Annotated in this window: 21 protein-coding genes; 17 read left to right on the forward strand and 4 right to left on the reverse strand. The window is 59.2% G+C overall.

Features of this window, described 5'->3' with window-relative positions; translation table 11 throughout:
- Window positions 1-190 precede the first annotated feature (190 nt).
- Window positions 191-928 carry a 30S ribosomal protein S2 gene (gene rpsB / locus GIW69_RS19750; RefSeq protein ID WP_064393191.1) on the reverse strand — a complete coding sequence of 246 codons (738 nt, stop codon included), beginning with the start codon at window positions 926-928 and terminating at the stop codon, window positions 191-193.
- Between the two features lie 373 nt (window positions 929-1,301).
- On the opposite strand from rpsB, the gene map reads away from it, so the two are divergent.
- From map to GIW69_RS19780, 6 genes are all read left to right on the forward strand, one after another.
- On the forward strand, window positions 1,302-2,084 hold the full coding sequence (map, locus tag GIW69_RS19755; RefSeq protein WP_236484457.1) for a type I methionyl aminopeptidase: 783 nt from the start codon (window positions 1,302-1,304) through the stop codon (window positions 2,082-2,084).
- Between the two features lie 41 nt (window positions 2,085-2,125).
- Window positions 2,126-4,828: a [protein-PII] uridylyltransferase gene (locus GIW69_RS19760; RefSeq protein ID WP_236484458.1), complete on the forward strand. Its 2,703-nt coding sequence runs from the start codon at window positions 2,126-2,128 to the stop codon at window positions 4,826-4,828.
- 153 nt (window positions 4,829-4,981) lie between these two features.
- The gene (gene dapC / locus GIW69_RS19765; RefSeq protein WP_236484459.1) at window positions 4,982-6,181 is read left to right on the forward strand and encodes a succinyldiaminopimelate transaminase; all 1,200 of its coding nucleotides are present in this window, start codon (window positions 4,982-4,984) and stop codon (window positions 6,179-6,181) included.
- Window positions 6,182-6,349: 168 nt separating this feature from the next.
- Window positions 6,350-7,078, forward strand: a complete 729-nt coding sequence (locus tag GIW69_RS19770; RefSeq protein ID WP_236484460.1) for a M12 family metallopeptidase — start codon at window positions 6,350-6,352, stop codon at window positions 7,076-7,078.
- A gap of 160 nt (window positions 7,079-7,238) precedes the next feature.
- Window positions 7,239-8,009: a zinc metalloprotease gene (locus GIW69_RS19775; RefSeq protein WP_496570938.1), complete on the forward strand. Its 771-nt coding sequence runs from the start codon at window positions 7,239-7,241 to the stop codon at window positions 8,007-8,009.
- 52 nt (window positions 8,010-8,061) lie between these two features.
- Window positions 8,062-8,832, forward strand: coding sequence for a M12 family metallopeptidase (locus tag GIW69_RS19780; RefSeq protein WP_236484461.1), 771 nt, complete (start codon window positions 8,062-8,064; stop codon window positions 8,830-8,832).
- Here GIW69_RS19780 and GIW69_RS19785 read toward each other — a convergent pair.
- Complete coding sequence (locus tag GIW69_RS19785) at window positions 8,825-10,456, reverse strand: Na+/H+ antiporter (RefSeq protein WP_236484462.1); 1,632 nt, start codon at window positions 10,454-10,456, stop codon at window positions 8,825-8,827. The genes GIW69_RS19780 and GIW69_RS19785 overlap by 8 nt on opposite strands.
- 200 nt (window positions 10,457-10,656) lie before the next feature.
- Here GIW69_RS19785 and GIW69_RS19790 point away from each other — a divergent pair, with 200 nt between their 5' ends.
- The 4 genes from GIW69_RS19790 to GIW69_RS19805 all read left to right on the forward strand — a co-directional run bounded on the left by GIW69_RS19790 (window position 10,657) and on the right by GIW69_RS19805 (window position 13,820).
- Window positions 10,657-11,019, forward strand: coding sequence for an ArsC family reductase (locus tag GIW69_RS19790; protein ID WP_268945633.1), 363 nt, complete (start codon window positions 10,657-10,659; stop codon window positions 11,017-11,019).
- A gap of 31 nt (window positions 11,020-11,050) precedes the next feature.
- Window positions 11,051-12,085, forward strand: coding sequence for a 2,3,4,5-tetrahydropyridine-2,6-dicarboxylate N-succinyltransferase (dapD, locus tag GIW69_RS19795; RefSeq protein WP_236484464.1), 1,035 nt, complete (start codon window positions 11,051-11,053; stop codon window positions 12,083-12,085).
- Between the two features lie 128 nt (window positions 12,086-12,213).
- Window positions 12,214-13,419 (forward strand): cysteine desulfurase, encoded by a 1,206-nt coding sequence (locus GIW69_RS19800; protein WP_236484465.1) that lies wholly within the window; start codon window positions 12,214-12,216, stop codon window positions 13,417-13,419.
- Window positions 13,416-13,820 (forward strand): SufE family protein, encoded by a 405-nt coding sequence (locus GIW69_RS19805; RefSeq protein ID WP_236484466.1) that lies wholly within the window; start codon window positions 13,416-13,418, stop codon window positions 13,818-13,820. The genes GIW69_RS19800 and GIW69_RS19805 overlap by 4 nt, the downstream gene beginning before the upstream one ends.
- Window positions 13,821-13,936: 116 nt before the next feature.
- On the opposite strand, the gene tcdA is transcribed toward GIW69_RS19805, so the two are convergent.
- Complete coding sequence (tcdA, locus tag GIW69_RS19810; protein WP_496570939.1) at window positions 13,937-14,749, reverse strand: tRNA cyclic N6-threonylcarbamoyladenosine(37) synthase TcdA; 813 nt, start codon at window positions 14,747-14,749, stop codon at window positions 13,937-13,939.
- Between the two features lie 233 nt (window positions 14,750-14,982).
- Between tcdA and GIW69_RS19815 the strand changes: the two genes are divergently transcribed.
- The 4 genes from GIW69_RS19815 to GIW69_RS19830 all read left to right on the forward strand — a co-directional run bounded on the left by GIW69_RS19815 (window position 14,983) and on the right by GIW69_RS19830 (window position 20,202).
- The gene (locus GIW69_RS19815) at window positions 14,983-17,574 is read left to right on the forward strand and encodes a glycosyltransferase (protein WP_236484468.1); all 2,592 of its coding nucleotides are present in this window, start codon (window positions 14,983-14,985) and stop codon (window positions 17,572-17,574) included.
- Between the two features lie 211 nt (window positions 17,575-17,785).
- A complete protein-coding gene (gene dapE / locus GIW69_RS19820) occupies window positions 17,786-18,937 on the forward strand; it encodes a succinyl-diaminopimelate desuccinylase (protein WP_236484469.1) in 1,152 nt (383 codons plus the stop codon).
- The gene (locus tag GIW69_RS19825) at window positions 18,937-19,749 is read left to right on the forward strand and encodes a putative RNA methyltransferase (RefSeq protein WP_236484470.1); all 813 of its coding nucleotides are present in this window, start codon (window positions 18,937-18,939) and stop codon (window positions 19,747-19,749) included. The genes dapE and GIW69_RS19825 overlap by 1 nt, the downstream gene beginning before the upstream one ends.
- Before the next feature lie 75 nt (window positions 19,750-19,824).
- Window positions 19,825-20,202: a hypothetical protein gene (locus tag GIW69_RS19830; protein WP_236484471.1), complete on the forward strand. Its 378-nt coding sequence runs from the start codon at window positions 19,825-19,827 to the stop codon at window positions 20,200-20,202.
- 83 nt (window positions 20,203-20,285) lie between these two features.
- On the opposite strand, the gene GIW69_RS19835 is transcribed toward GIW69_RS19830, so the two are convergent.
- Entirely contained in the window at window positions 20,286-20,495 is a 210-nt protein-coding gene (locus GIW69_RS19835; protein ID WP_236484472.1) for a cold-shock protein, read from the reverse strand.
- A gap of 234 nt (window positions 20,496-20,729) precedes the next feature.
- Between GIW69_RS19835 and plsB the strand changes: the two genes are divergently transcribed.
- The 3 genes from plsB to GIW69_RS19850 all read left to right on the forward strand — a co-directional run bounded on the left by plsB (window position 20,730) and on the right by GIW69_RS19850 (window position 24,464).
- On the forward strand, window positions 20,730-23,240 hold the full coding sequence (gene plsB / locus GIW69_RS19840; RefSeq protein WP_236484473.1) for a glycerol-3-phosphate 1-O-acyltransferase PlsB: 2,511 nt from the start codon (window positions 20,730-20,732) through the stop codon (window positions 23,238-23,240).
- Between the two features lie 101 nt (window positions 23,241-23,341).
- Entirely contained in the window at window positions 23,342-23,740 is a 399-nt protein-coding gene (locus GIW69_RS19845; RefSeq protein WP_236484474.1) for a YbaY family lipoprotein, read from the forward strand.
- Between the two features lie 34 nt (window positions 23,741-23,774).
- Entirely contained in the window at window positions 23,775-24,464 is a 690-nt protein-coding gene (locus GIW69_RS19850) for a DUF4197 domain-containing protein (protein WP_236484475.1), read from the forward strand.
- Window positions 24,465-24,703 lie beyond the last annotated feature (239 nt).

The raw sequence follows: 24,703 nt of genomic DNA on the forward strand, positions 1-24,703 counted from the left end.
TTTCAAATTCCTCTTGGATAGGTTTTCAACCATTCCACCCGATCGAACGGGCGTTCAATTCTTCCCGGATAACCTTGTAGCTGCTGCACGTTACAAAGGCTGTAACTGCGCCGCCGACAAATGGTTTTCGAGGTGGCAAAAAGGGGGCCAAGCCCCCTTTTTGCTTACTGAGTCAACGCCAGGGCGTCAATTACTCAGCTGCAGCCTGAGTTTCTTCAGCTGCGAACTCTACAGTGCCGCCGGAAACATTGTTGCGACCACGGATAACAGCGTCAGCCATCGAACCCATGTACAGCTGGATAGCGCGGATTGCGTCATCGTTGCCTGGGATGATGTAGTCAACGCCTTCCGGGCTGCTGTTGGTATCGACTACGCCGATAACCGGGATGCCCAGCTTGTTGGCTTCGGTGATCGCGATGCGCTCGTGATCAACGTCGATAACGAACAGAGCGTCTGGCAGACCGCCCATGTCCTTGATACCACCCAGGGAACGATCCAGCTTTTCCAGGTCACGGGAGCGCATCAGCGCTTCTTTCTTGGTCAGCTTGGCGAAAGTACCGTCTTCGGCTTGCACTTCAAGGTCACGCAGACGCTTGATGGAAGCACGGATGGTTTTGAAGTTGGTCAGCATGCCGCCCAACCAGCGGTGATCGACGTACGGCGAACCGCAACGTGCTGCTTCTTCAGCAACGATCTTGCCAGCGGAACGCTTGGTGCCGACGAACAGAATCTTGTTTTTGCCCTGGGCCAGACGCTCTACGAAAGTCAGAGCTTCGTTGAACATTGGCAGGGTTTTTTCAAGGTTGATGATGTGAATCTTGTTACGCGCGCCGAAAATGTACTTACCCATTTTCGGATTCCAGTAACGGGTTTGGTGACCGAAGTGCACACCGGCCTTCAGCATATCGCGCATATTGACTTGGGACATGATAGTTCCTTGATAAGTCGGGTTTGGCCTCCACGTATCCCAATGACCAACCAGTAGCATTCAGCTCCCGGCACCCAGGTCATCGTGTCGACACGTGTGTGGATTTAAGCTTTTCGGGGCATCCCCGGAAAGCGGCGCATTTTATACCACAGGGCGGACGCAAACGGAACCCGGAAAATGTATTCCCGCCCGCCGTGGCCATGCCGCCCCTTGGAATCGGCGCTGCGGGCACCATTGTATAGAGAGAAGCGATGGACGCAGGGGCGGATTTGCCCCTTTCGTCTGTTAGAATCGCGTTTTTCAGGGTCGCCACAGCAACAGCCGCGCCCCTACTCCGTATCAGCAAGCGCCGCCGAGCGCAGAGAGAGCCTGTATGACCGTCACCCTCAAAACCCCCGAGGACATCGCTGCCATGCGTGTCGCCGGCAAACTGGCCGCCGATGTGCTGGAAATGATTGCCGAACACGTTAAACCGGGCGTCACCACCGATCAGTTGAACCAGATCTGCCACGACTACATCGTCGATGTGCAAAAGGCTATCCCTGCCCCGCTCAACTACAAGGGTTACCCGAAGTCGATCTGCACCTCGATCAACCATGTCGTCTGCCACGGCATCCCGAACGAAAAGCCGTTGAAAGACGGCGACACACTTAATATCGACGTCACTGTCATCAAGGACGGCTATCACGGCGACACCAGCCGCATGTTCCACGTCGGCAAAGTACCGGTCTGGGCCGAGCGCCTGTCGCAAGTCACTCAGGAATGCATGTACAAGGCGATCGAGATCGTCAAACCCGGCTGCCGCCTCGGCGACATCGGCGAAGTTATTCAGAAGCACGCCGAAAAGAACGGCTTCTCGGTGGTTCGCGAGTTTTGCGGTCATGGCATCGGCAAGGTTTTCCACGAAGAACCGCAGATCCTGCACTACGGTCGCGCAGGCACCGGCATGGAACTGAAGGCCGGCATGACCTTCACCATCGAACCGATGATCAACCAGGGCAAGGCTGACACCAAGGTGCTGGGCGACGGCTGGACCGCGATCACCAAGGATCGCAAGTTGTCGGCGCAGTGGGAACACACCCTGGTGGTTACCGACACCGGCTACGAGATTTTCACCCTGCGCAGCGATGACACCATCCCGCGCGTATCGGCCTGATCCAGAAACAACTCCCAGCTTATAGAAAGGAAAGCCAATCGATGCCGCAGGTGGATCCCGAACTCTTCGACCGCGGCCAGTTTCAGGCTGAACTGGCCCTCAAAGCGAGCCCGATCGCGGCGTTCAAGAAGGCGATCCGCCAAGCCCGCGAAGTCCTCGATGCGCGTTTTCGCAGCGGCCGTGACATCCGCCGCCTGATCGAAGATCGCGCCTGGTTCGTCGACAACATCCTGCAAAAGGCCTGGCAGCAGTTTGACTGGAGCGAGGACGCCGACATCGCGCTGGTCGCGGTCGGCGGCTACGGCCGGGGTGAGTTGCACCCTTATTCCGATATCGACTTGCTGATCCTGCTGGACAGCGCCGACCACGAAGTCTTCCGCGACTCCATCGAGCGTTTTCTGACGTTGCTGTGGGACATCGGCCTTGAGGTCGGTCAGAGCGTTCGCTCAGTGGACGAATGCGCCGAAGAGGCTCGCGCCGACCTGACCGTGGTCACCAACCTCATGGAGAGCCGCACCATCAGCGGCCCCGAGCGTCTGCGCCAGCGCATGCTTGACGTCACCAGCACTGAACACATGTGGCCGAGCAAGGAGTTCTTCCTGGCCAAACGCGCCGAGCAGAAGGCGCGCCACCACAAGTACAACGACACCGAGTACAACCTGGAGCCCAACGTCAAAGGCTCGCCCGGTGGACTACGGGATATTCAGACCATTCTCTGGGTTGCACGTCGCCAGTACGGCACCCTGAATCTGCGCGCCCTGGCCGGTGAGGGTTTTCTGGTCGAGAGTGAAAACGCCCTGCTCGCCTCCTCCCAGGAATTCCTCTGGAAGGTGCGCTATGCGCTGCACATGCTCGCCGGTCGCTCCGAAGACCGCTTGCTGTTCGATCATCAGCGTTCGATTGCAACGCTGCTCGGCTTTGAAGGTGATGACGCCAAGCAAGCCATCGAAAACTTCATGCAGCAGTACTACCGCACGGTGATGAGCATTGCCCAGCTCAGCGACCTGATCATCCAGCACTTCGAAGAAGTTATCCTCGCGCCGGAAGACGAAGCGCCGCCGCAACCGATCAACTCGCGCTTCCAGTTGCACGATGGCTACATCGAGGCGCGCAACGACAATGTGTTCCGCCGCACGCCTTTCGCCATGCTGGAAATTTTCGTGTTGATGGCCCAGCAGCCGGAAATCAAAGGCGTACGCGCTGACACCATCCGCCTGCTGCGCGAGAACCGTCACCTGATTGATGACGATTTCCGCAACGATATTCGCAACACCAGCCTGTTCATCGAGCTGTTCAAGTGCAAGATCGGCATCCACCGCAATCTGCGGCGGATGAACCGCTACGGCATTCTCGGCCGTTATCTGCCGGAATTCGGCTTCATCGTCGGACAGATGCAACACGACCTCTTCCATATTTATACGGTCGATGCGCATACGCTGAACCTGATCAAGCACTTGCGTAAGTTGCAGTACACCCAGGTGTCAGAAAAATTCCCGCTGGCCAGCAAGCTCATGGCCAAGTTGCCGAAGCCCGAACTGATCTACCTCGCCGGTCTTTATCACGACATCGGCAAGGGCCGACACGGCGATCATTCGGAAATCGGCGCGGTAGATGCCGAAGCGTTCTGCCAGCGCCATCAGTTGCCGGTCTGGGACAGTCGCCTGATCGTCTGGCTGGTACAGAACCATCTGGTGATGTCGACCACCGCCCAGCGCAAGGATCTGTCCGACCCGCAGGTAATCCACGATTTCGCCCAGGCGGTCGGCGATGAAACCCGCCTCGACTATCTCTATGTGCTGACCGTCGCCGACATCAACGCCACCAACCCGACGCTGTGGAATTCCTGGCGCGCGAGCCTGTTGCGTCAGCTCTATACCGAGACCAAGCGCGCCTTGCGCCGCGGCCTGGAGAACCCAGTGGATCGCGAAGAGCAGATCCGCCAGACCCAAAGCGCGGCGCTGGACATTCTGGTGCGCGGCGGTACTGATCCCGATGACGTTGAGCAACTGTGGGCGCAACTCGGTGACGATTATTTCTTGCGTCACACCGCCGGCGACGTGGCGTGGCACAGTGACGCGATCCTCCAGCAGCCGGCCGATGGCGGGCCGCTGGTGCTGATCAAGGAAACCACCCAGCGCGAGTTTGAAGGCGGCACGCAGATATTCATCTACGCACCGGATCAGCACGACTTCTTCGCCGTGACCGTGGCAGCAATGGATCAGCTCAACCTGAACATTCACGACGCCCGGGTCATCACCTCCAGCAGCCAGTTCACCCTCGACACCTACATCGTGCTCGACACCGAAGGCGAATCCATCGGCGACAATCCGGCACGGGTCAAACAGATCCGCGAAGGCCTGACCGAAGCGCTGCGCAATCCTGATGACTACCCGACGATCATCCAGCGCCGCGTGCCGCGTCAGCTCAAGCATTTCGCGTTTGCGCCGCAGGTGACGATCCATAACGACGCCCAGCGCCCGGTGACGGTACTGGAACTGACCGCACCGGATCGTCCGGGCTTGCTCGCGCGGGTTGGCGGGATCTTCCTGGAGTTCGACCTTTCGCTGCAGAACGCCAAGATCGCCACGCTGGGCGAGCGGGTGGAAGACGTGTTCTTCATCACCGACGCCCACAACCAGCCGCTGTCCGACCCGTTACTGTGCAGCCGCTTGCAGGACGCCATCGTTGAACAACTGAGCGTCAATCAGGAACCGGACATCAATCTTTCGCGCATCAGTATCTGACACAAACCACTTTCCCCCTGTGGGAAGGCTCTTCTGCAGGCGCCGGGCTTGCCCGCGATAGAGGCACCCCGGTGTTTCAGGCACACCGCAGTGATGCATCGCGGGCTAGCCCGGCTCCCACGCAGAACAGCCCCCACATTGAACGAGGCCCGCATGAACAACGCTCTGAACCAGCTCCAGCCCTACCCGTTCGAAAAGCTCCGCGCCCTGCTCGGCAGCGTGACGCCGAACCCCGACAAGCGCCCGATTGCTTTGTCCATCGGCGAGCCGAAACACCGCTCGCCAAGCTTCGTCGCCGAGGCGCTGGCCAACAATCTGGATCAGATGGCGGTGTACCCGACGACCCTCGGCGTGCCAGCCCTGCGCGAAGCGATTGGCGCCTGGTGCGAGCGTCGCTTCAACGTACCGAGCGGCTGGCTCGACCCGGCGCGTCACGTGCTGCCGGTCAACGGCACCCGGGAAGCGCTGTTCGCGTTCACCCAGACCGTGGTCAATCGCGCGGACGATGCACTGGTCGTCAGCCCGAACCCGTTCTACCAAATCTACGAAGGCGCTGCGTTTCTCGCCGGGGCCAAGCCGCATTACCTGCCATGCCTGGACGAAAACGGCTTCAACCCGGATTTCGATGCCGTTTCTCCGGATATCTGGAAACGCTGCCAGATCCTGTTCCTCTGCTCGCCAGGCAATCCGACTGGCGCGCTGATTCCCGTCGACACCCTGAAAAAACTCATCGCGCTGGCCGACGAATACGATTTCGTCATTGCCGCTGACGAGTGCTACAGCGAATTGTACTTTGACGAACAAACCCCGCCGCCGGGCCTGCTCAGCGCTTGCGTGGAACTGGGCCGTCAGGACTTCAAGCGTTGCGTGGTGTTCCACAGCCTGTCCAAGCGCTCGAATTTGCCGGGACTGCGATCCGGATTCGTTGCCGGTGATGCCGACATCCTTAAAGGCTTTCTGCTCTACCGCACCTATCACGGCTGCGCGATGCCGGTGCAAACGCAACTGGCCAGCGTGGCCGCGTGGAACGATGAAGCCCACGTGCGCGCCAACCGCGATCTGTACCGGGAGAAGTACGATGCCGTCCTGGAAATTCTCGCCCCGGTCATGGACGTACAGCGGCCGGATGGCGGCTTCTACCTGTGGCCGAACGTGAATGGCGACGATGCCGCGTTCTGTCGCGATCTGTTTGTCGAGGAGCACGTGACGGTCGTGCCGGGCTCTTACCTGTCCCGCGACGTGGATGGCGTCAATCCGGGCGCCGGCCGCGTACGATTGGCACTGGTCGCACCTTTGGCTGAGTGCGTTGAAGCAGCAGAGCGGATTCGCGCGTTCATTACCCGCCGCAACTAAGCACGCTGTTAGAAACCGGTGCCAGGCAATCTGGCACCGGCAACGGCATCAGCCCACACGTCTATAACCCGATACCTCACATGCCCTCACGTCGTCGCGTAATCTTCAGCGGCGCCACTCGTTGCGCCTCGAATAAATGCACAGTCAACTTCAAGGAAGAAGCCAGACATGAACGAACTTACCCAATGCAGACTCATTCAGTGGCCAGATGAGCAGGCCGCTTATGAGGCCGCCATCAATGAAAACCCGGCCAATGCAACCGCGTCACGCAACGCTCGGCGTAAACGCTCGGTGATCAACTATTCCAAACTCTGGGCCTCCCGCCGCACCCTGAACATTGCGTTCATGGAAGTACTGGAAAGTGAACATAAACAAAGGATCATTGATGCAGCCAGTCGCTGGCTGCCGTATATCAATCTGAAGTTCAATTTTGTCGAGGGCAAAGCCGGACATATCCGGATCACCACTCAAAAAAACGATAACAGCTCAATGCTCGGCACCGACGCGTTGCTGGTACATCCCGATACGCCAACCATGAATCTGGGTGTCAGCCCTGCGCATGCGGATTTCGAGGTCATCGTGACCCATGAATTCGGACATGCATTGGGAGCCATGCACGAACACCAGCACCCGTTGGCTAATATCCCGTGGAACAAACCGAAAGTTTACGAGTTTTATCAAAACAGACAAATGAACCCACTGACCAAGGAAGAAGTGGAAAGAAATCTTTTTAAGCCTTTCAATACACTGGATGCGATATACACCGCTTATGACAGATATTCGATCATGCACCATCCGGTATCCAACGAATTGACCTTGGGCGACTGGCAAGTTCCAATCAACCGCAACATCAGTAAAAAAGATAAACGCCTGATGAAGCTACTTTACCCAAAATGACAGGCTGCTGATTAACTCCCGCGAAGCGCAATGCTTTTGCGGGACTCACATAGCAATATAAAGTCGCTTTACCCTCCAGACCAACAAACTTAATTTATCGAAACTCCATCGAAGTACTATTCGATGGAGGCAGCCATTTTCAATCAAACAAGGACGTCAGATGAATTCACACATGCAATGCGTCATCAAAGAGCCAGAAGATGACGATGCTTCCTGCAGAAACGCTATCAATGAAAATCCAGCCAATGACCTGACCCCATCATCAGCGCGCATGATGTGGGCAAAGAAGAGTCATACCAAGTTCTGGGCACCCGGCCGCACATTGCGTATCGCTTTTCTGGATGGCACCCGGGAATTCAAGGATGCGGTTATCGCCGCGGCAAATAACTGGCTTCCCCACGTTAACTTGAAGTTCGATTTCGTCGAAGGTGAAGTTGGCGATATTCGCATTCAGAGCGACATGAGTATGTATTGGTCCTATATCGGCACCGATGCATTGCTGTATCCCGAAGGCCCGACGATGAATTTGCCGCCGCAGCTGTTTCATGCGAAATATTTTGCCGCCAATGTAATGCACGAATTCGGTCATATGCTTGGCGCAGAGCATGAGCAGGTGCACCCGCTATCGAGCATTCCCTGGGATAAAAAGGCCTTCTATGAGTACCACGGCCTGTCGGAACACCCGAACGAAGAGGAAGACGGTTACGAAACCGTACAGAAACGTAAACGCCTTGATGCCTGGTATCTGGATCGTCTTGACGCTGGCGAGACAGTCCATTCGCCCTACGACCGCCGGTCGATCATGCACTACGAGATTCGCCAGCAATGGACCGAAGGGGATTTCCAGATTTTTCTGAATCTTGATCTCAGTGAACAAGACAAGGCCTTTATGGCCAAGGCCTACCCCAACGTCACAACGGAAAATAACTGATCACGTTTGCCACGAGGTGAACGATGACTGCTCATCATTAAAGGATATGAGAATGAGAAAATACCGACCCTGCGCAATGATGTTCATCGAGGATCAATCGGCTTCCTACGCAGCCGCACTCGCAGAGAACCCTTATAACGCCTCACCGGCCGCTGGTGGGTTGCTGAGCGTTGGCAATTACGAAAAACTTTGGCTACCCGGCCGCACAATAAAACTTCGCTTCATGGAGCCCGTATCGTCTGATTACTTGAGGGCATTTCTTCGCGCAGCCAGCAACTGGTTGCTCCATGCCAATCTCACATTTGAAGTCGTGACAAAAGGATATGCGGACATCCGCATTACAACCGACACCGACGATAACAAATCACTTATTGGCACAGACGCCCTGACGTTCGAGCAAAGCGAAGCCACTTTTTATCTCGCAACGCCAATGGACAGCGAATCCTTTAAATCAACTGTTATTCATGAAATGGGTCATGCACTCGGATTTATTCATGAGCATTTGCATCGAGATGCAAACATCCCCTGGAACCGGGAAAAAGTTTATGAATTTTATCGGGATGAATATGAATGGGACAAACAGCGAGTTGATGAGAATGTCTTGAATCCATTCGTCGGCGCGATAATCGACACGCAATACGATCCGAAATCCATCATGCATTACCCCGTCCCTAAAGAGCTCACCGACGGGGTTTGGGAAATCGGTCAGAATACAGAACTCAGTGAACAGGATAAAAAACTGGCCGCATTCGCTTACCCACAGGATCCGGATGACCGCGCCTGGAAAGATTTTCCAAACGTGGTCAACGCAGCCGCTATTTGATCTGGCCCAGATTGGCCTCGCTCAAATCCAGTTCACCCAATACTTCGCGCAGCACGTCATCACCAATCTGGTGCTGACGGCTGAGGCTATATAACTCAAGGCGTTGCGCCCGCAGCGCCTTGAGACGCAGGCGGCGCTCCAACAGATCCATCTGGAACGCCAACGCTTGAGCTTCGGCCGAATCGTTGAACACCTCCAACTGATGCCGGTACTCGGACATGATTCGTGCCTTGAGCTCCGCTGCCAGTGCGGCTTCAGCGGCATCCTGCGGTTTTGGCTCTTCGACTTCCAGCGCATGAATGGCCGCTTCGGCGGTCTTGCGCCAGGCCTCGCGTACCTCTTGTCGGCGCTTGTCGTCCGGGCTTTTTTCGATACCGCGCAGCAGCAGCGGCAGCGCGACGCAGGCTGAGACCAAAGACAGCAGGATCACCCCCGCCGCAATAAAGATCAGCAGGTCGCGCTCGGGAAACGCTTCAGCGCCCATCAACATCGGCACCGACATCACGCCCGCCAGCGTCACCGCCCCGCGCACGCCACCGACGGTCAGCAACCAGCACGAACGCGCGGTCGGCACCTGAGTCAGATCGCCCTTGCCGCGCAGACGGCGCAATAGCACCGACAGCCGCCAGATGCTCTGCACCCAGATGAATCTCAGCAGCACCAGCGCCACAAAGATCGCCAGCACGTCGAGGCACCGATAGAACAGCGTCGGCCACAACGTGGGTTCGTGGCTGACCACCGCTTTGATGATGTCCGGCAACTGCAAGCCGAGCAGCAGAAAAATCAAGCCGTTGAACGCGAACTCCAGCAGCGACCACACGCTGCGGTTGAGCAACCGGGTGCTGGTCTGACGCGGCAGTAGATCGAGCCAACTCTGCATCATCCCCGCCGCCACCGCCGAGAGAATGCCCGAGGCGCCCAGTCGCTCGGCCAGCACATACGCGGCAAACGGCAGCAACAGCATGAACACTACGTGGGTGGCGGGATCATCCCAGCCCCGGGCGATCATCCAAGCGCGCAGGCGCCCGACCAGCCAGCTCAAAGCCACACCGACCGCCAACCCGCCAACGGCGACCAGCACAAAAATCAGGCTGGCATCGGCCAGTGAAAATGCGCCGGTGACCGCCGCCGCGAGCGCGAATTTGAACGTCACCAGGCCAGACGCATCATTCATCAGCGCCTCACCTTGCAACATGTGCATCAACGGCGTGGGCAAACGGTTCTGGGAAATGGCCGAAACGGCAACGGCGTCTGTAGGCGAAAGCACCGCAGCCAAGGCGAAAGCGACTGGCAATGGAATGCTCGGCAGCAGCCAATGGATGAAATACCCGGCACCGACCACAGTGAACAACACCAGCCCCACCGCCAGCGTCAGGATCGGCCCGCGCAATTTCCACAATTCACGCTTGGGCATGCGCCAGCCATCGGAAAACAACAGCGGCGGCAGGAACAGAAACAGGAACAGTTCGGGATCGAGGGCAACATGCAACCCCAGCGTCGGCCACGCCAGCAAGGCGCCAGCAGCGATTTGCACCAGAGGCAGCGGCAACGGGATGACCCGTCCGACCAGACGCGAAACGCTGACCAACATCAGCAGGATCAGGACGGTGTAAGCGGTTTGCATAAAACGGATATTCCAGACAATCGACAGCGTTGAACGGACATATTAGCCGCATACGCTGCAACTGGCCGTTACACCTATGTCGCACTCTTGCGCTCCCACAGGGTTTTGCGGTCGCCAATGAACCTCGGCGCCTCGAAACCGTTTGGTCATGGCATAATCCGACACCGTTTTTCTCCAGCACCTGTAAAGGGGGCAATTCCTTGACCGTTTCAAGCAAAACATTGCACCTTTTCGGCATTAAAGCGTGCGACACCATGAAAAAGGCGCGCACGTGGCTCGACGAACACGCTTTCAGCTACGACTTTCACGATTACAAGACCGCCGGCATCGACCGTGAGCACCTGACCCAATGGTGCGACGAGCATGGCTGGCAAACGGTGTTGAACCGCGCAGGCACGACCTTTCGCAAACTCGACGACGAACGCAAAGCCGATCTCGACCAGTCGAAAGCCATCGAACTGATGCTCGCTCAACCCTCGATGATCAAGCGCCCGGTGCTCGATCTCGGTGACCGAACCCTGATTGGCTTCAAGCCAGACATTTACGCGGCCGCGCTCAAGTAAGCAGCCCGTTCCTTTTTTAGAGGTATTTCACATGTCCCATTCCCTGTTCAGCCTGGCGTTCGGCGTCGGTACCCAAAACCGTGACGGCGCGTGGCTGGAAGTGTTTTACGCACAACCGCTGCTCAACCCGTCGGCCGAGCTGGTCGCTGCTGTCGCGCCGATCCTCGGTTACAGCGAAGGCAACCAGGCCATCACCTTCTCCACCGCGCAAGCCGCGCAACTGGCTGAAGCCGTGAAAGGCATTGATACCGTGCAAGGCAAGCTGCTGACCCGTCTGGCCGAGAGCCACAAGCCGCTGGTCGCCACACTGCTGGCCGAAGACGCGCAGCTGACCTCCACGCCTGAGGCGTACCTCAAGCTGCATTTGCTGTCTCATCGTCTGGTCAAGCCGCACGGCGTGAGCCTGGCCGGTATCTTCCCGCTGCTGCCGAACGTGGCATGGACCAGCCAGGGCGCCGTCGACCTGAGCGAACTGGCCGAACTGCAACTCGAAGCACGCCTGCGTGGCGACTTGCTGGAAGTGTTCTCGGTGGACAAGTTCCCGAAAATGACCGACTACGTCGTCCCGGCCGGCGTGCGTATCGCTGACGCCGCGCGTCTGCGTCTGGGTGCGTACGTGGGCGAAGGCACCACCGTGATGCATGAAGGTTTCATCAACTTCAATGCCGGCACCGAAGGCCCGGGCATGATCGAAGGCCGCGTATCCGCTGGCGTATTCGTCGGCAAGGGTTCGGATCTGGGCGGCGGTTGCTCGACCATGGGCACCCTGTCGGGCGGCGGCAACATCGTGATCAAGGTCGGCGAGGGCTGCCTGATCGGCGCGAACGCCGGTATCGGCATTCCATTGGGCGACCGCAACACCGTGGAGTCGGGCCTGTACGTGACCGCCGGCACCAAAGTCGCGCTGCTGGATGAAAACAACAACCTGGTCAAAGTCGTGAAGGCCCGTGATCTGGCTGGCCAGACCGACCTGCTGTTTCGTCGCAATTCGGAAACCGGCGCCGTGGAATGCAAAACCCACAAGTCGGCCATCGAACTGAACGAAGCGCTGCACGCTCACAACTAAGTGCCGTAGGCACCTGTGGGAGCGAGCCTGCTCGCGAAGCTTTTCGGCGTCTTCAACGACGCCTTCGCGAGCAGGCTCGCTCCCACGGGGTCTGGTGTACATTCGCCCAAATTCACAGGGCTGAACACATGATGATTCCCTCTCCCTGGCGCGCCGATTTCCCGGCCATCGCCGCCCTGCAACGGCAAGACCAGACTTATCTGGACAACGCCGCCACCACGCAAAAACCTCAGGCTTTGCTCGACGCGCTGGCGCATTACTACGCCAATGGCGCGGCCAATGTGCATCGCGCGCAACACCTGCCGGGCGCTCACGCCACCCAGGCGTTCGAGGACAGCCGTAACAAGGTCGCGCAGTGGCTGAATGCCGGTGACAGCGGGCAAATCATCTTCACCCACGGCGCCACCAGTGCGCTGAATCTCCTGGCGTATGGCCTGGAGCACCTATTCAACCCGGGCGATGAAATTGTCATCAGCGCCCTGGAACATCACGCCAACCTGCTGCCGTGGCAGCAATTGGCGCAACGTCGCAACCTGAAACTGGTGATCTTGCCACTCGATGCCGATGGCTTGATTGACCTTGCCGCCGCCGTGCGTTTGATCGGCCCGCGCACTCGGTTGCTGGCGGTGAGCCAGTTGTCCAACGTGCTCGGCGCCTGGCAGCCATTGCCTGCGCTGTTGGCAATGGCCAAAGCACAGAACGCCATCACCGTGGTCGACGGCGCCCAAGGCGTGGTGCATGGGCGACACGACGTGCAGGCGCTCGGTTGCGATTTTTATGTGTTTTCCAGCCACAAACTCTACGGCCCCGATGGCCTCGGGGTGCTGTTTGGTCGCAATGATGTGCTCGGACAATTGCGCCAATGGCAGTTCGGCGGCGAAATGGTGCTGGACGCCAACTATCACGACGCGCGTTTTCGCCCTGCTCCGTTAGGTTTCGAAGCGGGAACCCCGCCGATTGCCAGCGTCATCGGCCTCGGCGCGACACTGGATTATTTGGCAGGTCTGGATCAGGACGCCGTCTCTCTCCATGAAGCGGCGTTGCATGACTACCTGCTCAAAGGTCTTGAAGCACGCAATGGCATCCGCCTGATCGGCACGCCGAAACTGGCCTTGGCCAGTTTCGTCGTTGAAGGCGTGCACAACGCCGACCTCGCGCACTTGCTGACCGAACAAGGCATCGCCGTGCGCGCCGGTCATCATTGCGCCATGCCGCTGATGAAGAGCTTCGAACTGGCCGGGGCGATTCGGGTGTCGCTGGCGCTGTACAACGACTCCGAAGATCTGGAGCGGTTTTTTGAAGCGCTGGATCAGGCGCTGGAGTTGCTGCGATGAGCTTGCCGACCGAAGCCGCCGAGGCGCTGCAGATCTTTCAGAACGCCGCCGGTTGGGAACAACGGGCACGACTGTTGATGCAGTTCGGGGATCGATTGCCGCCGTTGCGCGATGTGGATAAGTCCGACGCCAATCGGGTGCATGGCTGTGAAAGCCAGGTGTGGCTGGTCGGCGAATTACGCGGTGGGCACTGGCAATTTGCGGCGAGCAGCGATGCGCGGATGATTCGCGGGTTGGTGGCGCTGCTGCTGTTGCGGGTCAACGGGTTGAGTGCGGCCGAGTTGCAGCAGGTAGATTTGCCGGACTGGTTCAATCAGCTGGGGCTGTCGCGGCAGTTGTCGCCGTCGCGCAGTAATGGCCTTAATGCCGTGCTCAAGCGGATGAATGAGCTGGCCGTTTAATCGCCATCGCTGGCAAGCCAGCTCCCACAGGGATCTATGATGTTCACAAGTTTGGTGAACTCACTGAAATAACTGTGGGAGCTGGCTTGCCAGCGATGAGGCCATAAGCCACAGCATCAGGCCTCAGTTTTGACGCGATCCGAAGGGCGGCGCACGCCCGCGACAATTTTATCCACAGCCTTGGTTGCCGCGACCATGCCGAATGTCGCGGTCACCATCATCACCGCGCCAAACCCGCCGGCGCAGTCGAGCTTCACGCCGTCACCGACAAAACTCTTCTGCAAACAAATGCTGCCGTCCGGTTTCGGGTAGCGCAGTTGCTCAGTGGAAAACACGCAAGGCACGCTGTAATGGCGGGTCACGGTGCGGGAAAAACCGTAATCGCGGCGCAGCGTGGAGCGCACTTTCGAAGCCAGCGGATCATTGAACGTGCGGTTGAGATCGCAGACCTGAATCAGCGTCGGATCGATCTGCCCGCCCGCACCGCCAGTGGTAATGATCTGGATCTTGCGGCGCTTGCACCAGGCGATCAGCGCGGCTTTGGCATTGACTGCGTCGATGCAGTCGATCACGCAGTCGATGTTCGGCGTGATGTATTCGGCCATGGTGTCGCGGGTGACGAAGTCCGCCACCGCGTGCACCGTGCAGTCGGGATTGATTCCGCGCAGACGCTCGGCCATCACTTCGACCTTGGGCTTGCCCACCGTGCTGTCCAGGGCATGCAACTGACGGTTGGCGTTGCTGACGCAGACGTCGTCGAGGTCGAACAGCGAAATCTCGCCCACGCCGCAGCGCGCCATCGCTTCCGCCGCCCAGGAACCGACGCCGCCGACACCGACAATCGCCACATGGGCCGCGCGCAAGCGCTCCAGCCCTTCGATGCCGTACAAACGGGCGATGCCTGCAAACCGCGGATCTTCTGTGCTCATGACCAATACCCCAAAAACCGGCGCGCATTATAGGGCTTCACAGCGACAAGTTTTAAGCCTCGAGCTACAAGTGTAAGAACTTAAGTCAAAGTCGGCTGCCCAATGTCGGGCATTTTCCTACCAGGTGTACGACCAGTGAACTACCGGTGTAGGATTCGCGCCCCTTTCCAGCCATGAAATCCGCTACGCCAACCGATCCTTCGTTCCACAGCCTTCTGGAACCTGAAATAGCTATGTCATCGCGTAAATTTGGACTCAACCTGGTGGTGGTTCTGGCCATCGCCGCCCTGTTCACCGGTTTCTGGGCGTTGATCAATCGCCCCGTCACGGCGCCCAACTGGCCGGAACAAATCTCCGGTTTTTCCTACTCGCCGTTCCAGCAAGGCCAGTTCCCACAGAAAGATCAGTATCCGTCCGACGACGAAATGCGCCGCGATCTGGAGATCATGAGCAAGCTGACGGACAACATCCGCATCTACTCGGTCGATGGCAGCCTGCAAGACATCCCCAAACTCGCCGAAGAATTCGGTCTGCGCGTGACGCTTGGTATCTGGATCAGCCCGGATCAGGAACGCAATGAACGGGAAATCGCCCGCGCCATCGAACTGGCGAACACCTCGCGCAGCGTGGTTCGCGTGGTCGTGGGCAACGAAGCGATCTTCCGCAAGGAAATCACCGCCGAGCAACTGAGCATCCTGCTGGATCGCGTGCGCGCCGCCGTCAAGGTGCCGGTGACCACGTCCGAGCAATGGCACGTCTGGGAAGAGCATCCGGAACTGGCCAAACACGTCGACCTGATTGCCGCCCACGTCCTGCCTTACTGGGAATTCATCCCGGTCGACAAGGCCGGGCAGTTCGTTTTCGACCGCGCGCGCGACCTGAAAAAAATGTTCCCGAAAAAACCGCTGTTGCTGTCCGAGATTGGCTGGCCGAGCAACGGTCGCATGCGCGGCGGCGCCGACGCATCACCGGCGGATCAGGCGATTTATCTGCGTACCCTGGTCAACAAACTCAACCGCCAGGGCTTCAACTACTTCGTGATCGAAGCGTTTGACCAGCCGTGGAAGGCCAGCGACGAAGGCTCGGTGGGCGCTTATTGGGGTGTGTTCAACGCCGCGCGCCAGCAGAAATTCAACTTCGAAGGCCCGGTGGTCGCGATTCCGCAGTGGCGCGTGCTGGCCATCGGCTCGGTGGTGCTGGCGCTGTTGTCGCTGACCCTGTTGATGATCGACGGCTCGGCGCTGCGCCAGCGCGGCCGCACTTTCCTGACGTTTATCGCGTTCCTGTGCGGTTCGGTGCTGGTGTGGATCGGCTACGACTACAGCCAGCAATACAGCACGTGGTTCAGCCTGACGGTCGGTTTCCTGCTGGCGCTCGGTGCGCTCGGCGTGTTCATCGTGTTGCTGACCGAGGCCCATGAACTGGCCGAAGCGGTGTGGACGCACAAGCGCCGGCGCGAATTCCTGCCGGTGGTGGGTGACTCGGACTACAGGCCAAAAGTGTCGATCCACGTGCCCTGCTACAACGAGCCGCCGGAGATGGTCAAACAGACGCTCGACGCCTTGGCCAATCTCGACTATCCGGACTTCGAAGTCCTGATCATCGACAACAACACCAAGGATCCAGCGGTATGGGAGCCGGTGCGCGATTACTGCGCAACCCTCGGCCCGCGCTTCAAGTTCTTCCACGTAGCACCGCTGGCCGGTTTCAAGGGCGGCGCGCTGAACTACCTGATTCCGCACACCGCCAAGGACGCCGAAGTGATCGCGGTCATCGACTCCGATTACTGCGTGAGCCCGAACTGGCTCAAGCACATGGTGCCGCATTTCGCCGACCCGAAAATCGCCGTGGTGCAATCGCCACAGGATTACCGCGACCAGAACGAAAGCACCTTCAAAAAGCTCTGCTACGCCGAATACAAAGGCTTCTTTCACATCGGCATGGTGACCCGCAACGACCGTGACGCGATCATCCAGCACGGCACCATGACCATGACCCGTCGTTCGGTGCTCGAAGAGCTCGGCTGGGCCGACTGGTGCATCTGCGAAGATGCCGAACTCGGTCTGCGTGTGTTCGAAAAAGGCTTGTCGGCGGCGTACTACCACGACAGCTACGGCAAGGGCTTGATGCCTGATACGTTCATCGACTTCAAGAAGCAACGTTTCCGCTGGGCGTATGGCGCGATCCAGATCATCAAGCGCCACACCTCCAGCCTGCTGCGCGGCAAGGACACCGAGCTGACCCGTGGCCAGCGTTACCACTTCCTCGCGGGCTGGCTGCCGTGGGTCGCAGATGGCATGAATATCTTCTTCACCGTCGGCGCCCTGTTGTGGTCGGCGGCGATGATCATCGTGCCGCAACGGGTCGATCCGCCGTTGCTGATTTTTGCGATCCCGCCACTGGCGCTGTTCGTGTTCAAGGTCGGCAAGATCATTTTCCTGTATCGCCGCGCGGTCGGCGTGAACTTGAAGGATGCGTTCTGCGCGGCACTGGCCGGCCTGGCCTTGTCCCACACCATCGCCAAAGCGGTGCTGTACGGTTTTTTCACCAGCAGCATCCCGTTCTTCCGCACACCAAAAAATGCCGACAACCACGGTTTCTGGGTGGCGATTTCCGAGGCGCGCGAAGAGATGTTCATCATGTTGCTGTTGTGGGGTGCGGCGCTGGGGATCTGCCTGGTGCAGGGCTTGCCGAGCAACGACATGCGTTTCTGGGTGACCATGCTGCTGGTGCAGTCGCTGCCGTACCTGGCGGCGCTGATCATGGCGTTTCTGTCGTCGCTGCCGAAACCGGCGGCGGCGCCTGAGCCTGCACCGGCGGTCTGATTCAGAACCGATGCACTAAACGGCGGCCAATGGTCGCCGTTTTGCTTTAAGATAGCCGCCATTTTGCAGGGCTTGGCCTTAATGGCCGGACCCAATACCTGTGGGAGCGAGCCTGCTCGCGAAGCGTCTGTCACATTCAACCTCTAGGGTGACTGTCAGACCGATTTCGCGAGCAGGCTCGCTCCCACATTGACAGATTCCGGAGTTTTCCATGACGGCCCAAGCCGACCTTTCGCCGACCCTTCAACTGGCCATCGACCTGATCCGCCGTCCATCCGTGACGCCGGTCGACGCCGATTGCCAGAAGCAGATGATGCAGCGCCTGGGCGATGCCGGTTTCATGCTGGAACCGATGCGCATCGAGGATGTGGATAACTTCTGGGCCACCCACGGCCAGGACGACGGCCCGGTGCTGTGCTTCGCCGGCCATACCGACGTGGTGCCGACCGGCCCGGTAACCGCGTGGCAGATCGACCCGTTCAATGCCGTCATCGACGAACACGGCATGCTTTGCGGCCGCGGCGCGGCGGACATGAAAGGCAGCCTCGCGTCGATGACCGTGGCAGCCGAGCGATTCGTCGCCGATTACCCGAATCACAGGGGCAAGGTCGCGTTCCTCATCACCAGCGACGAAGAAGGCCCGGCGCACCACGGCACCAAAGCCGTCGTCGAGCGTCTGGCTGCTCGTAAGGAGCGTCTGGACTGGTGCATCGTCGGCGAACCGTCGAGCACCACACTGGTCGGCGATGTGGTGAAGAACGGCCGTCGCGGCTCCCTCGGCGCCAAGCTCACTGTCAACGGCGTACAGGGCCATGTTGCTTATCCACATTTGGCGAAGAACCCGATCCACCTCGCCGCCCCGGCCCTGGCCGAACTGGCCGCCGAGCACTGGGATCACGGCAACGATTTTTTCCCGCCGACCAGTTTCCAGATTTCCAACGTTAACTCCGGCACGGGCGCGACCAACGTGATCGCCGGTGATCTGGTGGCGCTGTTCAATTTCCGCTTCTCCACCGAGTCCACCGTCGAAGGCCTGCAAAAACGCGTCGCAGACATCCTCGACAAGCATGAACTGGACTGGCACATCGACTGGGCGCTGTCCGGCCTGCCGTTCCTCACCGAGCCGGGCGCACTGCTCGATGCGGTGTCGGCGAGCATCAAGGACATCACCGGTCGCCAGACCAAAGCATCCACCAGCGGCGGCACGTCCGACGGTCGTTTCATTGCGACCATGGGCACGCAAGTCGTGGAACTCGGTCCGGTCAACGCAACGATTCACCAGGTCAACGAGCGCGTGCTGGCCGCCGATCTCGAAGTGCTGACCGAAATCTACTACCAGACCCTGATCAAGTTGCTCGCCTGATGCTCGCGTGCCCGATTTGCAGTGAGCCGCTCAGTGCGGTGGACAACGGCGTGGCCTGCCCCGCCGGGCATCGGTTCGACCGTGCGCGGCAGGGTTATCTGAACCTGCTGCCGGTGCAGCACAAAAACAGCCGCGACCCTGGGGATAACCAGGCGATGGTTGAAGCACGCCGCGACTTCTTGAACGCCGGGCATTACGCCCCGGTGGCCAAGCGTCTTGCCGAACTGGCAGCGCGTTACGCGCCACAGCGCTGGCTCGACATCGGTTGTGGTGAGGGTTATTACACTGCGCAAATCGCCGAGGCCTTGCCCGAAGCGGACGGCTACGCACTGGACATCTCGCGTGAAGCGGTCAAACGTGCGTGCAAGCGCGATCCGCGACTGACCTGGTTGATCGCCAGCATGGCCCGGGTGCCATTGGCGTCCGGTAGCTGCCAGTTTCTCGCCAGTGTCTTCAGTCCGCTGGACTGGCAGGAAGCCAAGCGTTTGCTTAGCGTTGGCGGCGGCTTGATGAAGGTCGGCCCGACCAGCGGCCACCTCATGGAACTGCGCGAACGCTTGTACGACGAAGTGCGCGAATACACCGACGACAAGCATTTGGCCCTCGTGCCGGACGGCATGGCGCTGGCGCACAGCGAAACCCTGGCATTCAAACTGGTGCTCGACAACCCGCAGGATCGCGCCAATCTGCTGGCGATGACACCGCACGGCTGGCGCGCGAGTGCCGAACGTCGCGCGGCGGTCATCGAACAGGCCGAGCCGTTCGAGACCACCGTGTCGATGCGCTACGATTATTTCGTTCTTCAATCTTAATTTTTGGTCTTGAGCAACGGCTTGAGACCGGCTAAATCCGCGAATGGATTTTTCAGACAATCAGTGAGGACATCCATGCGCCAACCGGACATCGAGATTTACCTGAAAGACGAAGACGTCGATCACAAAGCCATTTCCGCATGGCTCGGCGCCGCCCTCGGCCCGTGCAGCGAATGGGTACAGAAAGGCCAGACCTGGAAGTGCAAGGCCGGCAATATCCCGGTCACCTGGCTGCCGAAAGCCGTGGGCAAATGGAACAGCCTCTTTCTGGAAAGCGATCAGACACCGTGGGACGACGACATCGCCTGCGCCCGCGCCGCGTTTGCCGCGCTGAACGTCGAGGTGCGCTGCGCGCCGGGGACGTGGGTCGAGGAAGAAGGTGAAGAGACAGCGGACCGCTGGATCCGCATCAGCGCCGACGGTGAAGAAGAGATCACCTGGAAAACGGCCTAAAAGCAGATGCAAGCTTTGAGCTACAAGCTACAAGCTGATCACGTTTAGCTTATGGCTTGTAGCTTGTCGCTAACCGCTGCCTGTCAAAGCCCTACAACATCTTCCGCCTGCAAACCCTTCTCGCCGGTGATCACCGCATACTCGACTTGCTGCCCCTCGGTCAGCGAACGGTGCCCTTCGCCGCGAATCGCGCGGTAGTGCACGAATACGTCCACGCCGTCTTCGCGCTGGATGAAGCCGTAGCCCTTGGCATCGTTGAACCACTTCACATTGCCGGTTTCACGTGTAGTCATCTGTTCTTACTCCTTTTTTATTATTGAGCGGGCTTTTCGCAGGAAAGCCTCAGGAACATCAGCCTGCGCCCGACATCCACTCAAGGGTTACAGGCGACAGACCGCCGAGTATATGACACACGCAGAAACTCTCAACAGCAGTTTACTTAGCCGCTTTTTTGCCGATTTTCGGCGAATACGGCACACTGTCCGCCCCCGAGCACGCTCGGTTTTAATCACTCACGCAGAAGCCGTATGACCCGCTCCCCGTTCCGCCGTCTTGTGTTTGGCACCCTGCGCCGATTGTTGTACCTCTGGGTTCGCTCGGAGACGATTAACCAGTCGTCGTTCACCCTCAACCTCGACCGCAGTCGTCCGGTGTTTTACGTCCTGCAAAACCCTTCGCTCACCGATCTGGCCGTGGTCGACACCGAGTGCACCAAGGCCGGCCTGCCGCGCCCGGTGCTGTCGGTGTCGGTGGGGTCGCTGATCGAACCGGCGGCGTTTTTCTATCTGACGCCGGAACCGGACTGGCTCGGCCGCCAGGACAAACGCGGTGCGCCGCCGACCCTGACCCGTCTGGTCAGTGCCTTGAGCCAGAATGCCGCTGAAGACGCGCAGATCATCCCCGTCAGCGTGTTTTGGGGCCAGTCACCGGACAGCGAATCGAGCCCGTGGAAACTGTTGTTCGCCGACAGCTGGGCCGTCACCGGGCGCTTGCGTCGCTTGTTGAGCATCATGATTCTCGGGCGCAAGACGCGCGTGCAGTTTTCCGCGCCGATCCATCTGCGCGAACTGATCGACCACAACAAGGGCCACGAACGCACCGTGCGCATGGCCCAACGCATCCTGCGGGTGCACTTTCGCAACCTCAAGGCTGCGGTGATCGGCCCGGACATTTCCCACCGGCGCAATCTGGTCAAAGGCCTGCTCAACCAGCCGCTGGTCAAGCAAGCGATCCTCGACGAAGCCGAACGCGAGAACATCTCCCCGGAAAAAGCCAAGGCCCAGGCCCTGCGTTACGGCAACGAGATTGCCTCGGACTACACTTACACCGCGATCCGCTTCCTTGAAGTGGTGCTGAGCTGGTTCTGGAACAAGATCTACGACGGCATCAAGGTCAACCACATCGAAGGCGTGCAGAACGTCGCCCCGGGTCACGAAGTGATCTACGTGCCGTGCCATCGCAGCCACATCGACTACCTGCTGCTTTCGTACCTGCTGTTCCGCAACGGCCTGACCCCGCCGCACATCGCCGCCGGGATCAACCTCAACATGCCGGTGATCGGCAGCCTGTTGCGCCGCGGCGGCGCGTTTTTCATGCGACGCACGTTCAAGGGCAATCCGCTGTACACCTCGGTGTTCAATGAATACCTGCACACCCTGTTCACCAAAGGTTTCCCGGTCGAATACTTCGTCGAGGGCGGCCGTTCGCGGACGGGGCGCATGCTGCAACCGAAAACCGGGATGCTCGCGATCACGATGCGCAGTTTCCTGCGTTCGTCGCGCATGCCGATCGTGTTCGTGCCGGTGTACATCGGTTATGAGCGAGTGCTCGAAGGGCGTACCTACCTGGGCGAACTGCGCGGCGCGACCAAGAAGAAAGAGTCGATCTTCGACATTTTCAAAGTCATCGGCGCGCTCAAACAGCGCTTCGGCCAGGTCGCGGTGAACTTCGGCGAGCCGATCAAACTGGCGGAATTCCTCGACGGCGAACAACCGGGCTGGCGTCAGCAGGAGCTTGGCCCGCAGTTCAAGCCGGCGTGGCTCAACGAAACCACCAACCGTCTGGGCGAGAAAGTCGCCCGGCATCTGAACGAAGCCGCCGCGATCAACCCGGTCAATCTCGTCGCACTGGCGCTACTGTCGACCACGCGTCTGGCGCTGGACGACCGGGCGATGGCGCGGGTGCTGGATCTTTATCTGGCGCTGCTGCGTAAAGTCCCGTATTCGCCGCACACCACGTTGCCGGAAGGCGATGGCCGGGCGCTGATCGAACATGTGAAGGACATGGATCTGCTCGCCGAGCAAAACGATGCGCTGGGCAAGATTCTTTATCTGGACGAGCAAAACGCCGTCCTGATGACTTACTACCGCAACAACGTGTTGCACATCTTCGCCCTGCCGGCGTTGCTGGCGAGTTTCTTCCAGAGCACTTCGCGCATGAGCCGCGAACAGATACTGCGCTATACCCGTGCGCTGTATCCGTATCTGCAATCGGAACTGTTTATCCGCTGGTCGCTGGACGAACTCGATGGCGTGGTCGATCAGTGGCTGGAGGCGTTCGTCGAGCAAGGTTTGCTGCGTTTCGAACACAACGTCTACCTGCGTCCGGCGCCGAGCTCACGGCACTTCGTGCTGCTGACCCTGCTGTCGAAAAGCATCGCCCAGACTTTGCAGCGCTTCTACATGACCGTGTCGTTGCTGCTCAATAGCGGCCAGAACAGCATCAGCGCCGAAGAACTGGAAGATCTCTGCACCGTTATGGCCCAGCGCCTGTCGATCCTGCATGGCCTCAACGCCCCGGAGTTCTTCGACAAGAGCCTGTTCCGCCACTTCATCCAGACGATGCTCGACCTGGATGTTTTGCGTCGCGACGAGGCCGGCAAGTTGTCTTATCACGAACTGCTCGGCGAGTTGGCCGAAGGCGCGGCCAAACGCGTGTTGCCGGCGGACATTCGCTTGTCGATCCGGCAGGTGGCGCTGCATCGCAGTGAAGATGCCGCCGACCAACCCGCTGCACAACCCGAAACGAATAACTTGTAGGAGCGAGGCTGCTCGCGAAATGGTATGTCATACAACCCCGATGCTGAATGATGCACCGCATTCGCGAGCAGGCTCGCTCCCACATTGAATGGAGATATTCGATGAAAAAAATAATCTTGCTGGCGGCCGCTACGCTGCTGAGCGCCTGCCAATCCACCTCCCCGACGGCCAAGGCGAGCATCGAGGGTGAAGTCTTCTACCTGCAACGCATCGCACTGCCACCGAACGCAACCTTGAGCGTCAGCTTGCAAGACGTGTCCCTGGCCGACGCTCCCGCCGTGGTACTCGACGAGCAGAAAGGCCCGGTCAAAGGCCAAGTGCCGCTGCCGTTTCACTTGAGTTACGACGCCGCGCAAGTCAAACCCGGCCATCGCTATTCAATCAGCGCACGCATCGAGGTGAATGGCGAACTGATGTTCATCACCACCGAAAACCGCGCCGTTGAACTGGACGGCAAGGATCGCAAGTCGTTGCAGATTCGTGTCGACCCCGTCCGTTGAATCAATCCTGAACACTCGGAAAAAGGAAGCTGCCATGCTCCGCCCTACCCTTCGCTTCGCCGGCCTGTGCGCGGGCCTGATGATCTCTACCAGCGCCCTGGCTCTGTCGTTCAGTGACCTGTCGCAGAAAGATGCCTCCGGCGGCCTCAAGGACGCTCTCACTCAAGGCGCGCAACTGGCCGTCAAGCAACTGGGCACACCGGGCGGCTTCAGCAACAACCCGGACGTGAAAATCGAACTGCCGGGCAAACTCGGCAAAGTCGCCAGCAAAATGAAAGCGTTCGGTATGGGCGCCCAGGTCGACCAACTGGAAACCAGCATGAACAAAGCGGCCGAAACCGCCGTGGTGCAGGCCCAGCCGATCCTCGTCGACGCCGTGAAGAAAATGAGCGTGGAAGACGCCAAAGGCATCCTTAGCGGCGGCAACGACTCCGCCACCCAATACCTGAACAAAACCAGCCGCGAACAAATCCGCGCCAAGTTCCTGCCCATCGTCAAACAAGCCACCGACCAGGTCGGCCTCGCCAAACAGTACAACTCATTCGCCGGCCAGGCCGCGACCCTGGGCGTCGTCGACGCCAAAAGCGCCAACATCGAAAGTTACGTGACCGAACAAGCACTGAACGGCCTGTTCGAAATGATCGGCAAACAGGAAGAAACGCTGCGCAAAAACCCGGCTGCGGCGGCGACCAGTCTGGCGAAGAAAGTGTTCGGGACGCTGTAACTTCCAGCCTCCACAAAAAACCCGCTGCCCCTACCGGTTCAGCGGGCTTTTTATTGGGCGCCATTTGGAATCGCAACACGCCCCCGGTAGGAGCTGCGGAAACTGGTCGGCCGGCATTCCGGGCGTCTGGAGAGAGTGACTCGGCCGTCAGCGCGAAACCCGCCAGCCGCCCCCCCAAAGAAACGGATAGGCCCCCAAATCAAGACTCCCGCCGAACCCTGAACCAGGCCGCATACAAC

Origin of the sequence: Pseudomonas syringae, from assembly GCF_021605415.1 — a bacterium.
GTDB lineage: Bacteria > Pseudomonadota > Gammaproteobacteria > Pseudomonadales > Pseudomonadaceae > Aquipseudomonas > Aquipseudomonas syringae_S.

Bases quoted from the DNA above. Each gene is read 5' to 3' on its own strand.
- GIW69_RS19850 (WP_236484475.1), top strand. From the start codon at position 23,775: ATGCTCCGCCCTACCCTTCGCTTCGCCGGCCTGTGCGCGGGCCTGATG.
- map (WP_236484457.1), top strand. From the start codon at position 1,302: ATGACCGTCACCCTCAAAACCCCCGAGGACATCGCTGCCATGCGTGTC.
- plsB (WP_236484473.1), top strand. From the start codon at position 20,730: ATGACCCGCTCCCCGTTCCGCCGTCTTGTGTTTGGCACCCTGCGCCGA.
- GIW69_RS19835 (WP_236484472.1), bottom strand. From the start codon at position 20,495: ATGACTACACGTGAAACCGGCAATGTGAAGTGGTTCAACGATGCCAAG.
- dapC (WP_236484459.1), top strand. From the start codon at position 4,982: ATGAACAACGCTCTGAACCAGCTCCAGCCCTACCCGTTCGAAAAGCTC.
- GIW69_RS19775 (WP_496570938.1), top strand. From the start codon at position 7,239: ATGAATTCACACATGCAATGCGTCATCAAAGAGCCAGAAGATGACGAT.
- GIW69_RS19785 (WP_236484462.1), bottom strand. From the start codon at position 10,456: ATGCAAACCGCTTACACCGTCCTGATCCTGCTGATGTTGGTCAGCGTT.
- GIW69_RS19805 (WP_236484466.1), top strand. From the start codon at position 13,416: ATGAGCTTGCCGACCGAAGCCGCCGAGGCGCTGCAGATCTTTCAGAAC.
- GIW69_RS19780 (WP_236484461.1), top strand. From the start codon at position 8,062: ATGAGAAAATACCGACCCTGCGCAATGATGTTCATCGAGGATCAATCG.
- GIW69_RS19770 (WP_236484460.1), top strand. From the start codon at position 6,350: ATGAACGAACTTACCCAATGCAGACTCATTCAGTGGCCAGATGAGCAG.
- tcdA (WP_496570939.1), bottom strand. From the start codon at position 14,749: ATGAGCACAGAAGATCCGCGGTTTGCAGGCATCGCCCGTTTGTACGGC.
- dapD (WP_236484464.1), top strand. From the start codon at position 11,051: ATGTCCCATTCCCTGTTCAGCCTGGCGTTCGGCGTCGGTACCCAAAAC.
- rpsB (WP_064393191.1), bottom strand. From the start codon at position 928: ATGTCCCAAGTCAATATGCGCGATATGCTGAAGGCCGGTGTGCACTTC.
- GIW69_RS19800 (WP_236484465.1), top strand. From the start codon at position 12,214: ATGATGATTCCCTCTCCCTGGCGCGCCGATTTCCCGGCCATCGCCGCC.
- GIW69_RS19825 (WP_236484470.1), top strand. From the start codon at position 18,937: ATGCTCGCGTGCCCGATTTGCAGTGAGCCGCTCAGTGCGGTGGACAAC.
- GIW69_RS19815 (WP_236484468.1), top strand. From the start codon at position 14,983: ATGTCATCGCGTAAATTTGGACTCAACCTGGTGGTGGTTCTGGCCATC.
- GIW69_RS19830 (WP_236484471.1), top strand. From the start codon at position 19,825: ATGCGCCAACCGGACATCGAGATTTACCTGAAAGACGAAGACGTCGAT.
- GIW69_RS19760 (WP_236484458.1), top strand. From the start codon at position 2,126: ATGCCGCAGGTGGATCCCGAACTCTTCGACCGCGGCCAGTTTCAGGCT.
- GIW69_RS19845 (WP_236484474.1), top strand. From the start codon at position 23,342: ATGAAAAAAATAATCTTGCTGGCGGCCGCTACGCTGCTGAGCGCCTGC.
- dapE (WP_236484469.1), top strand. From the start codon at position 17,786: ATGACGGCCCAAGCCGACCTTTCGCCGACCCTTCAACTGGCCATCGAC.